This is a genomic window from Alteromonas sp. AWJ4_199, from assembly GCF_056159165.1.
The window spans coordinates 1959103-1971128 of sequence record NZ_JBSWUR010000001.1 but is presented as its reverse complement, the minus strand read 5'-3'; the positions used below and the strand labels follow the sequence as shown (position 1 = coordinate 1971128).

General features: G+C 45.5%; 9 protein-coding genes. All 9 read left to right on the top strand.

Annotated features, from left to right (window positions below):
* Positions 1–371 precede the first annotated feature (371 nt).
* The 9 genes from ACXAER_RS08630 (at position 372) to ACXAER_RS08590 (ending at position 12015) form a co-directional block, all read left to right on the top strand.
* Positions 372–2852 carry a methyl-accepting chemotaxis protein gene (locus tag ACXAER_RS08630; RefSeq protein WP_474830541.1) on the top strand — a complete coding sequence of 827 codons (2481 nt, stop codon included), beginning with the start codon at positions 372–374 and terminating at the stop codon, positions 2850–2852.
* 3 nt (positions 2853–2855) lie between these two features.
* Positions 2856–3686 (top strand): CheR family methyltransferase, encoded by an 831-nt coding sequence (locus ACXAER_RS08625; RefSeq protein WP_474828370.1) that lies wholly within the window; start codon positions 2856–2858, stop codon positions 3684–3686.
* 14 nt (positions 3687–3700) lie between these two features.
* Positions 3701–4330 carry a chemoreceptor glutamine deamidase CheD gene (gene cheD, locus ACXAER_RS08620; protein ID WP_474828368.1) on the top strand — a complete coding sequence of 210 codons (630 nt, stop codon included), beginning with the start codon at positions 3701–3703 and terminating at the stop codon, positions 4328–4330.
* Complete coding sequence (locus ACXAER_RS08615; RefSeq protein WP_474828366.1) at positions 4305–5351, top strand: protein-glutamate methylesterase/protein-glutamine glutaminase; 1047 nt, start codon at positions 4305–4307, stop codon at positions 5349–5351. Before cheD ends, ACXAER_RS08615 begins: the two co-directional genes overlap by 26 nt.
* Before the next feature lie 224 nt (positions 5352–5575).
* Positions 5576–6787 carry a methyl-accepting chemotaxis protein gene (locus ACXAER_RS08610; protein WP_474828364.1) on the top strand — a complete coding sequence of 404 codons (1212 nt, stop codon included), beginning with the start codon at positions 5576–5578 and terminating at the stop codon, positions 6785–6787.
* Between the two features lie 65 nt (positions 6788–6852).
* On the top strand, positions 6853–7218 hold the full coding sequence (locus tag ACXAER_RS08605) for a response regulator (protein WP_039217225.1): 366 nt from the start codon (positions 6853–6855) through the stop codon (positions 7216–7218).
* 38 nt (positions 7219–7256) lie between these two features.
* Complete coding sequence (locus ACXAER_RS08600) at positions 7257–9203, top strand: chemotaxis protein CheA (RefSeq protein ID WP_474828361.1); 1947 nt, start codon at positions 7257–7259, stop codon at positions 9201–9203.
* Positions 9200–9703 (top strand): chemotaxis protein CheW, encoded by a 504-nt coding sequence (locus tag ACXAER_RS08595; protein WP_474828359.1) that lies wholly within the window; start codon positions 9200–9202, stop codon positions 9701–9703. The genes ACXAER_RS08600 and ACXAER_RS08595 overlap by 4 nt, the downstream gene beginning before the upstream one ends.
* 5 nt (positions 9704–9708) lie before the next feature.
* Positions 9709–12015 carry a methyl-accepting chemotaxis protein gene (locus ACXAER_RS08590; protein WP_474828357.1) on the top strand — a complete coding sequence of 769 codons (2307 nt, stop codon included), beginning with the start codon at positions 9709–9711 and terminating at the stop codon, positions 12013–12015.
* Positions 12016–12026 lie beyond the last annotated feature (11 nt).

Here is a 12026-nt window from a genome sequence, read left to right as displayed (position 1 = left end):
ACGCGCTATTGAAATCGAATATTTTAAAGGCTAGTGCCTCAAACTTGTTGGTTATCGACAAGTCTGGGGTTATTCAATACTGCACACCGGCATTCCTGCATATGGCAAAAGCCTACCCTAAAGACTTTTCTGTCGGTGGTGGCGAGACAACATTATCAGGCAAGCACATTGACGATATTACTGTTGGGACTAGCTCTTCAGAAAATCCGTCTTATTTACTCACCCATGCTTCAGGTGACAAGAAGCAGCTTGTTTCACTCGCTGAACATAGCTTTTGCGTAAGTGCATCTTCAATAACAGCGGACGAAAACGGCACTGAGCTTTTCGTTACGCAGTGGCAGGACAATACAGAAAATAAACGCAACAAAGGCATGGTCGATGCCATTATGCGAAGCCAAGCTGTAATCTCCTTTACTACGGATGGGGAAATATTATCGGCTAACGACAACTTTCTGTCCGCCATGGGTTATAGCGAGACTGAAGTGGTAGGAAAGCACCATCGTATTTTTGTAGACAGTGACTACGCACAAAGTGATGAGTATAAAGCGTTTTGGGCAAAGCTAAAAAGCGGAGACGTACACAGCGGTGAGTTTTGCAGAATCAATAAGCAAGGCGAAGAGGTGTGGATCCAAGCTACCTATAACCCTGTGTTTGACGACAACGGCGAGGTGGATTACATCATTAAATTTGCCTCTGACATTACGGCTCAAAAACAGAAAAATGCAGATTTCGAAGGGCAAATTACCGCCATTAACAAATCTCAGGCCGTAATCGAGTTTGACCTAGAGGGAAATATTCTAAACGCCAACGAAAACTTCCTTGCCGCAATGGGCTATAGCCTGTCTGAAATTAAAGGGCAGCATCACAGTATGTTTGTCGACCCAAGCTACAAGCTAAGTGCAGAATACGCTGCTTTTTGGCAGAGTTTAAAATCAGGAGAGCACAGCGAGGGGGAATATAAACGGATAGCAAAAGGTGGCAAAGAAATATGGATCCGTGCGTCTTACAACCCCATTTTTGACAGTACTGGCAAACCATTTAAAGTAGTTAAATTTGCCACCGACGTAACGCAAGATAAGCTAAGAAACGCGTATTTCGAAGGGCAAATAAACGCTATCAGTAAATCGCAGGCGGTCATCGAATTCGATGTAGATGGCAACATTATTACTGCTAATGACAACTTCCTTAACACCATGGGCTACCACTTAGACGAAGTCAAAGGTAAGCATCACCAACTATTTGTGGATGAAGAAACCAGGCAGTCAGAGTCGTATCAGCGCTTTTGGTCTGAACTCAAATCTGGCAAGTTTTTCTCTGGCGAGTTTAAGCGAGTAAGCAAGTCAGGGAGTAGCGTGTGGATTCAAGCTTCTTATAACCCCATAGAAGACATGAATGGCAACCCGTTTAGGGTAGTCAAATACGCCACCAATATTACCGAAGATAAACTGAAAAACGCTTACTTTGAAGGTCAGTTGAACGCAATAAGTAAGTCTCAGGCTGTTATTGAATTTGACCTAGAAGGCGTAATCTTAAACGCGAACAGTAACTTTTTAGCCGCTATGGGATATACCCTTGACGAAGTAAAAGGAAAGCACCACAGCATTTTTGTAGATCCTGCTTTTAAAAATAGCCCCGAATACGCAGCCTTCTGGGAGCAATTGCGTCAAGGCGTTTATGCCAGCGGTGAATATAAGCGTTTCGATAAATCGGGAAAACCAGTTTATATTCAGGCTTCTTACAACCCCATTTTAGACCAAAATGGCAAGCCGTTTAGAGTAGTGAAATACGCGACAGATGTTACGGGTAGAACCTTAGCAGTTGAAAGTATCAAGTCTATTATGGCCAGCCTAACAGAAGGCGATTTATTGAAAACAATAGATGAGCCACTAGATGGTGATTTCAAAGTACTCGGTGAATCCATTAATCACTTTATTGACGAACTACACGACACCATAGTGAAAATTCACACTGCTGTTGAAACCATTGATACTGCCTCAAACGAAATAGCCACGGGCAACGCCGACCTGTCTAGCCGCACCGAGCAGCAGGCCTCTAGCTTAGAAGAAACTGCCTCAGCCATGGAAGAGCTAACGGGAACAGTGAAGCTAAATGCTGAGAACGCTGACCAAGCGAAAGGATTAGCAAGCCAGGCGTCGGATGTGGCATCTGAGGGTGGCAAAGTTATTGAGCAAGTAGTGCATACCATGGGTGAAATTAACGATTCTGCCCAGCGCATTTCAGACATTATCGGTGTTATTGACGGCATCGCGTTTCAAACCAACATACTTGCGCTAAACGCAGCAGTTGAAGCCGCGCGAGCCGGCGAACAAGGCCGCGGGTTTGCGGTTGTTGCTTCTGAAGTAAGGACGCTGGCTCAGCGCTCTGCAGAGGCAGCAAAAGACATTAAGGCGCTAATTTCAGCATCGGTGGAAAAGATTGGCGATGGCAATGTATTGGTGAATAAGTCTGGCGAAACCATGGCTAATATCGTCACTGCGATTAAACGCGTTAACGACATTATGTCTGAAATTGCTGCGGCATCATCTGAGCAAGCCACAGGAATACAGGAAGTAAGTAATGCGGTGGTTCAAATGGACGAGATGACTCAGCAAAATGCCGCGTTAGTTGAGCAGGCAGCGGCAGCGGCTGACAGTATGAGACAGCAGTCAGGTGAATTAGCGCAGCGGGTGTCGGTATTTAAAGTAGGAAATAATCGAAAGGCCGAACAGGCCTCTTACACACGCTCGTTAAATGGCAGTAGTGCATTACCTAAAGAGCGTGAAGTGCCCAAGCAGCGAATTAAAGCGCTGAATCCAGCCGCGCCTGATGCGTCGGATTGGGAGGCATTTTAGTGTATGTCGGCCATACAAAGCACGGACGCGCAAAGGGAGTTTTCATATAGCCGAAGAGATTTCGAGCGGGTAAAAGGTCTGCTTTTTAAACAAGCAGGTATCAACCTCGCCGATTCTAAAGATGCGATGGTTTATAGCCGCCTTGCGAGGCGGCTGCGCACGCTCGAAATAAATAGCTTTAAAGAGTACTTGGCTTATGTTGGAAGCAATGATGATGAAATGGAGCACTTCATCAATGCGCTTACCACCAATCTCACCGCGTTTTTCAGGGAGCCTCATCACTTTGAAGCGCTAGCAAATTTCCTTCGAAAGCGACCGCAAACTAAACGTATTTGGTGCGCTGCGAGCAGCACGGGTGAAGAGCCTTACAGTATTGCGATGACGGTGGCGTCTGTGTTTGGCACCTTTACGCCCAACATACAAATACTTGCCACAGACATTGATAGTAAAGTGTTGCAGAAGGCCCGCCAAGGCATTTATGCCCAAAACAGTATCAGCCAGCTTTCCCACGATTATAAAACCCAATTTTTTTACAAAGGAAGAGGGCCCCAAACCGGAAGGGTAAGGGTAGTAGACGAACTACGAAAAATGGTGCAGTTCGAACCACTCAATTTAATGTCGCCAAACTGGTGTGTAGATGCGCCGATAGACGTAATTTTTTGCCGCAACGTTATGATTTACTTTGACCGACCTACGCAGCGCAAAATTTTAGCGCGTATGGTTAAGTTAATGTGTCGTGAGGGCATGTATGTAGCAGGGCATTCGGAAAACTTCACTATGTACCCTGAACTGGTGGCGCCCATGGGGAAAACCGTTTATCGACCAGTTGTTTGAAGGGAACTTGCAGTATGAGTCAGGATGAAAACCCCATACGTTATTTTGATAACCGCCTTCAAAAAGAAGCGGTAAAACTCCTGCCGGGGCAATACTATGCTACTGCCGCAGACAAAGCTTTGGTAACTATTTTGGGTTCGTGTGTTGCGGCGTGCATTTTCGATCAAGAAAAGAAAATTGGCGGTATGAACCACTTCATGTTGCCCGATCTCAACTTTACTACCAATCTCGACGCCTGCTTGGCCACAAAATATGGCGTGCACGCTATGAATATGCTGATAGACCAACTCGTGCATTTAGGCGCGCGTCGAAACAAGTTGGTGGCGAAAGCATTTGGCGGCGGAAAAGTCTTGCCAGGGTTTGTGCAACAAGATATTGGGCGAGTAAATGCAGAGTTTGTTTTAGAGTATTTAGATAATGCAAATATTCCCCTTGTTAGCAGCGATTTAATGTCTACTTATGCTCGAAAAATTTATTATTTTCCGGCTGACGGAAAAGTTTATATGAAGCGAATTCGCGAATTTAACAATGCAACGCTTTACGAGCGAGAATCTACGCATCGCGTATTACTCTCAGAACAAGCGAAAACCGGCGTTATTTCATTTTCGGAACAGTCACATGCCTATAAAAGTCCTCGTCGTTGATGACTCTGCGTTAATACGCCAAATCCTGTCAGAAATTATCACGCGCGATCCTAACTTATCGCTGGTGGGGGCGGCGCCAGACGCCTATGTTGCAAAGCGAATGGTACAAGAGTTCAGGCCCGATGTTATTACCCTAGACATTGAAATGCCGAAGGTAGATGGGCTTCGCTTTTTAGAAGTGATGATGAAGGCGATGCCAACCCCAGTGGTAATGATTTCCACGCTCACTGAACGAGGAGCCGATGCAACATTGCGCGCCCTAGAGTTGGGAGCGGTTGATTTTATGGCAAAGCCAAAGTTAGGTGTGGCGCAAGGTATGGCCGAATATGCCGCAGTTATCGTAGAAAAGATAAAAGCAGCAGCCCACTCAAAGTTAGGCCACCCTACTGAAACTCGCTGTACTAAGCATGCTTCCATGCGCTACACAGGCACAGAAAAGCTAATTGGTATAGGTGCGTCAACCGGGGGAACTGAAGCGATTAAAGATGTCATCATGCATTTTCCTCGCAATGCCCCGGCAACTATCATCTCCCAGCATATGCCGCCAGGCTTCACTACTACCTATGCCAAGCGGCTTGATAGCCTTTGCGAAATAACCGTAAGAGAGGCGCAAGGTGGAGAGCGCTTATTGCCAGGCTTTGCGTATTTAGCCCCAGGCAATAAACACTTAAAGGTAGAGCGAAGTGGCGCTGACTATCGCTTAACTCTTGATGATGGCCCTAAGGTGTCGGGGCACAAGCCTTCTGTTGATGTGATGTTCGACTCGCTCGCTGAGCATGCAGGTGCAAACGCAGTGGGCGTATTGCTTACTGGTATGGGACGCGATGGGGCAAAAGGTTTAAAGAACATGCACACTAGAGGCTCTGTCACTTTCTGCCAAGATGAAAAAACCTGTGTGGTGTATGGCATGCCTAAAACCGCTGTAGAAATGAAAGCTGCAAGTTTCATAAAGCCCCTAGAAGAAATTTCAGACGCTATACTCGATACCCTCGAAGCATTAGGAGCGGGTAGTCGGCTTTAAGGTGTTCTCATGCCTTTATTTCCTCTAACACTCTAACAATTTCTTTACCAACTTCCCTTTTCAATTCTCATGTTTTCTTGCTATCGCAACGTGTCGCATTTGTCGCCAAAGTAACAAGTTAACAAAAGTATTCAAAAGTATAATGGTCGAATATAAGAATTAGATCATAATTTGATTGTGTTTTGTACAGCCGTTAACGCGGTGGTAACAATTGAGGTGGTATTGTGGTCGCTATAGCAGCAAATTATTTGGATAACTTTTTCTCTAGTAAGAGCAATGCCTTTATAGTCGCGTTTTTGATGATGTTAGGAAGCTGGAGCCTATCCCTTACGTCAGTATCGCATTTGGGCCTTGCTTTAAGCTCTGCCTGTGTAGTTTTTTTGTTGTTCGTACTACTGAAAGTTACAAACGCTAGTCAGGCTTCATCAGAATACAGAGTGAGCCATTCAGCTGTTCAAGAACCATCTTTATCTGAGGCCTCGCTAGCGACTGATTCAATCAGTACTGCCGTGTCTGAGGCAAGTGACATATTATCCGTTACTTCAACGAATATTGGCGACATCTTTTCAACGCAAAGCGATGCAGTGGCTACGCTTAGCGAATCCTTTATCTCTCTTCAAACGCTGTTAGGTCAGCAAGAGAGCAGCATAAACAATTTACTAAAAGACGATGACAATAGCGACTGTGCCTATGCCGACAAGATGCGTTCATTCGCGTCAGAAACCGACTCAACGCTCACGCAATTTATCGCTTCAACTACCCAAATGACCGACTCAACAAGAGCGCTAGAAACCCAAGTTCAAACTATTCAGCAAGCCATGCCCACCGTGATTGAAGCGTTAAGTGGCATTGATGATATTTCTTCACAAACTAACCTACTAGCGTTGAACGCGGCCATCGAAGCTGCTCGTGCAGGTGAGGCTGGTCGTGGGTTTGCCGTTGTTGCTGATGAGGTCCGCGCGCTATCTACCCGTTCAACCCAGTTCAGCGATGTGATCAAGACCCAAATAGAAAATATCAAATCGCTCATTGATAAACTGACAGAAACGGCTGAAGTAGTGGCTTCTCAAGATATCTCTCATGTGGTCAATGCGAAAGACGCCATCAGCGCTCAGCTTAAAGGCATTATCAAAAAAGCAGAAGCCGATATAGAAGGGGCCAGTGAGCTCGAGGCCATTAGACAACAGCTTGCCGATTCCACAGCCTCCGCCATTCGCGGTCTTCAGTTCGGCGATATTAACGGCCAAAACCTTACATACACCCGAGAGATCATTGAGTTCGTTGTTGAGCAACTTTCAGATCTGACCCCGGAAAGCGTAACTCGTGTTCGAGAAAATCTAGAAAACTATCAGCACTCTTTAACTGAAAAAGGGCAAGCGGATCACAACCCTGTGTCTGCTACTTCTATGGATGCGGGCGATGTGGAGCTGTTTTAGCGAAAACAAAAGTCTCTACAAAGCAAGGTAAGAGCAATTTTGACAATTCAAAAGGTGATTGAATTATGAGCAAAAGCATATTGATTGTTGACGATTCAGTGTCTATTCGTCAGATGGTTGAAATGACCCTCAAGTCAGCGAATTACAACGTAACTACGGCGCAGGATGGACAAGATGCGTTAGACAAGTGCCAGGGGGCTCGCTTCGACTTCGTACTGACTGATCAAAACATGCCTCGCATGGATGGGCTAACGCTTATTAAGTCGTTGAGAGGGTTAGCCAACTTCCGGTCAACGCCAATTGTGATGCTTACTACAGAGGCTGGCGATGACATGAAGGCTAAAGGTAAGGCGGCGGGAGCCACCGGGTGGATGGTGAAACCTTTCGATCCAAACAAGCTGCTAGATGTGATGAAGCGAGTGTTGGGTTAATTGAGCGTCGGTTTTAATAGGGCAAGCGGGAGTCAACCATGACCATTGATGTAAACCAGTTTCACGGTGTGTTTTTTGACGAGAGTGATGAACACCTTCAAGACATGGAGCAGTTGCTCATGACCTTGGATGTGGATGCTCCCGACCCGGAAGAATTAAACAGTATTTTTAGAGCAGCTCACTCCATAAAAGGCGGAAGCGGAATTTTCGGCTTCGATGCCTTAATGAATCTTACTCACGTAATGGAGAACCTACTTGATAAAGCCCGCAACCAAGAAATTCAAGTAACGGCAGAAATCGTTGATGTTTTCCTGCAAACCCTTGATGTACTTAAAGACACCATGTCTGCCTATAAAGATCAGACAGAACTTCCTCAAGAACAAATTGACGCAAGTATAAAGGTACTCGAAGAGACGCTGGCGAGCGCTTCAGGTGAAGTCGTTAACGAGCCCAATGAGCAAACCGAAGATATTGAAGGTGCTTCGGACAACGAGATTGAAGGTTTTGGCTTTTTCGATGATGAAGAGACTGAATCGCAAAGCACCGCTTCTGAAACTTCGCAAAATAAAAAAGAAGCAGAGGAAATTGAAGGGTTTGGATTCTTTAAAAATGATGAAGTAACAGCGGAGAAACAGGCTGAAGAGGCGCCTCACGCGAGTAAAAACGACGAAGGCTTTGGCTTCTTCGAACCAGAAAGTCTTCCTGTTAAACCAGATGTAACACAAACGACGCCGACACAGGCCTCACCTAAACAACCTATCGTTAAGCCAGTCAAGACTAAGCCCAAAGCGGGGGCAAAAGAAGCCGCGTCAATTCGTGTAGACACCACAAAAATTGATGCCATGGTTAATTTAGTTGGCGAACTCGTTATTACTCAGTCCATGCTTTCCAACGTGGGCCAAGAAGTAGAAGGGCAGGTAGGTGAACGCCTACAGCTTGCAATAGATGAGCTTCAGCGCAATACCCGTGAAATACAAGAGTCGGTAATGTCTATGCGTATGTTGCCGGTGAATATGACGTTTAATCGTTTCCCCCGAGTAGTGCGCGACCTTTCATCAAAGCTAGGCAAAAAAGTCGACTTGGTCATTCAAGGGGGCAACACTGAAATTGATAAGAGCCTTATCGAAAAACTGGTCGACCCGCTTACTCATTTAGTTAGAAACAGTATTGACCACGGTATAGAAAGCCCTGAAGAGCGCCTTGAAGCAGGTAAATCTGAAAACGGAACCGTTATTTTAAGTGCAGAGCAAAAAGGCAGCAGCATTATCATCGGCATTATTGATGACGGAGCGGGTTTAAACAAAGCGCGTATCTTAGAAAAAGCCACGCAAAACGGGCTAGCCGTTACACCGGATATGCCAGACAGTGAAATTTGGCAGCTTATATTCCAAGCGGGTTTTTCAACCGCAGCTGAGGTTACTGATGTGTCGGGCCGTGGCGTAGGTATGGATGTAGTGCGCCGAAATATCGAATCTATTGGCGGGCGCATTGAAATCGAATCGTCGCAAGGCGAGGGCTCAGCCTTTTATATCCACTTACCCCTTACGCTCGCCATTGTCGACGGCATGTGTGTGTCTGTTGGCGATCAGATTTTTGTCATCCCGCTGCTTAATGTTATCGAGTCTTTCCAGCCCACCGCTTCCCAAGTAAAGACACTTGGTAATGACAAGGTGCTGTGGATTAGAGACCAGTATTGGCCGTTAGTGTCGCTTACACAGCTTATGCAGGTTGACGACGGCATTACTGAACCAACCAAGGGCATAGTGGTACTTCTTGAAAGTAGCAAGAAACGTTACGGCGTGCTGGTGGACTCTTTAGTGGGTCAGCAGCAAGTCGTGATCAAAAGCTTAGAACAACATTACAAAAAAGTCGCAGGGATTGCCGGCGCTACCATTATGGGCGATGGCAAGGTCGCAATGATTTTGGATGCCGACTCAGTGGCAGCAAATTGTACCAATATTCCAAATGAAGAGGTTTCACTATGAGCGAAGCAGCATTACAGCAAGCCGTTAGTGCGTCAAAAGAGAATGAATTCTTAAGTTTTGTATTGGGCGAAGAGCATTACGCTTTAGACATCACGACGGTAAAAGAAATTCGCGGCTATGAGCAGGTCACCAAAATTGCCAATGCGCCAAGTTTTATTAAAGGTGTAATAAACCTTCGTGGCGATATTGTGCCCATCGTGGATTTACGGATTAAGTTCAATGTAGGCGAAGCAACCTATAACGACTTTACTATCGTTATTATGCTCAATGTCCACGAGCGAATTGTTGGCATTGTCGTCGACGGGGTGTCCGACGTAATCCGTCTTTCGGAAGAAGACATGCTTCCTCCTCCAGAGTTTGGTGTGGCGTTCGATAGCAAATACCTTCATGGGTTAGCGGATGTAGACGAACACATGGTTATTTTAGTGAATATTGAGAGCCTAATTACAAGTAACGAATTGGGCTTAGTTGAAACAAAAACACAAGTGGTTGAGGGCTGAAGACAATGGGAATCATGACGTGGTTAGAGGACTTCACGAAGGCAACGGACGTAAATCAAGCATTGAGAAACAAACAGGCGCTTGATGCAACAACATGTTGCATCATGATGGCTGATGCAGAAAGAAATATTATTTACGCGAATCAGTCGGTAAAAACACTGCTTAAAGAAAATGAAAAAAAACTTCAGGCTGTTCTTCCCAGTTTTTCGGCTGATAATTTGGAAGGTCAGAACATCGACCAATTTCATCGTAATCCGTCACATCAGCGCAATATCTTAGCTGAACTAAAATCGACAATGACTTCTACAATAAGCATAGGCGACTTGAACTTTAAGCTCACGCTAACGCCTTTTTTCGACCAAGACAATCAAAACATAGGCACTATGGTTGAATGGGTTGATCAGTCTGAGCTACTTATCAAAAGTACCATGCTTAATGTATTAAACGACGCTCAAGCGGTGATCGAGTTTAATGCAGACGGTGTAATTCAAAACGCAAACGACAACTTCCTAAATACGCTTGGCTATAGCCTTAACGAGATCGTAGGCAATCATCACAAAATGTTCTGTGATAACCAGTACATTCGCACGGAAGAATACGCACAATTTTGGCGCGATCTCAAAGCGGGTAAGCCGCAAAGTGGAGAATTTTGCCGTTTTGACAAAATGGGTAAAGAGGTTTGGATTCAAGCGACCTACAACCCGGTATTTGATGGTGATGGCAAGGTTATTCGCGTAGTGAAGTTTGCCACTGACATTACTGCATCTAAATTACGTAACGCTTATTTCGAAGGGCAAATTGAAGCAATAAATAAAGCTCAGGCGGTTATTGAATTTGACCTTGACGGAAAAATTCTTAACGCCAACGAAAACTTCACCAACACGGTTGGCTACAGCTTAGACGAAATTGTTGGCAAGCATCACAGCATGTTCGTTGATGAAGAGTATAAGCGCAGTGTTGAATATAGTCAGTTTTGGGAGCAACTACGTCAAGGCGTACTGTTTACTGATGAGTTTAAGCGCGTGGGCAAAGGCGGTAAAGAAATTTGGATCCAAGCATCATATAACCCTATTTTGGATCAAAACGGCAGACCCCATCGCGTAGTGAAATATGCCATTGATATCACGGGTAGGAAGCAAGCTATAAGCGATATCAAAACGGCAATGAATGAGCTTGTTCAAGGGAATTTGGACTGCCGCATCGAGCATGAGTTCGACGGCGAGTTTAAAGAACTCGGAACATCAATCAACCGCTTTATTGACGATATGCGCCGTATTATCGGTTCTATCAGTGATGTGATGACCCGCTTATCCGGTGGCGACTTAACGGCAGAATTGGACGAACAGTTTGAAGGTGAGTTTCAGGTATTGGGCGATGCCATAAACCAGTTTGTCGGAGAGATGTCTGGCACTATAGGGTCCATTTACGAAGCGGTAGAAACCATCAATACTGCGTCTTCTGAGATAGCTACCGGTAACTCAGATCTTTCAAGCCGAACTGAACAACAAGCATCTAGCCTTGAGGAAACTGCTTCGAGTATGGAAGAGCTGACCGGTACGGTAAAACTCAATGCCGAAAATGCTGAGCAGGCAAATGGCTTGGCGTCACAAAGCTGCGACATTGCAACAAGAGGCGGTGAGCTCATTCGCCAGGTGGTTGACACCATGTCTTCAATCAACGAGTCAGCTCAAGAGATCTCAGACATTATCGGTGTGATCGACGGCATTGCATTCCAAACCAATATACTAGCCTTGAATGCCGCTGTTGAGGCAGCTAGAGCAGGCGAGCAGGGCCGAGGGTTTGCGGTAGTGGCATCAGAAGTACGAAGCTTGGCTCAGCGTTCAGCAGAGGCGGCAAAAGAGATAAAAGAGCTTATATCAGACTCGGTGAACAAAATTGATGGGGGCAATAAACTCGTCAATCAGTCTGGCGATACCATGGAAGAAGTAGTCACGTCTATCAAGCGGGTTAACGATATCATGTCAGAAATTGCTGCCGCGAGTTCGGAACAAGCTTCAGGTATTGAAGAAGTGAGCAAAGCGGTGGTGCAGATGGATGAAATGACACAGCAAAATGCAGCACTGGTAGAAGAAGCAGCAGCGGCGGCTGAAAGCTTACAACAGCAGGCCGGTAACCTGACTGAACGTGTGTCGACATTTAATATTGGTGACAGAGCCACTATCACTGAGGCACTTCCTCAAAAAGTGCATCAAGTAGTGAAGGAAAAAAAAGTGGCTCCAGTGGCCATGTTAAATACAAATAAAAAGCTAGCTCCTAAAGTACCGAACAATGATGAGTGGGAGTCTTTCTAGTTAACTAAAGG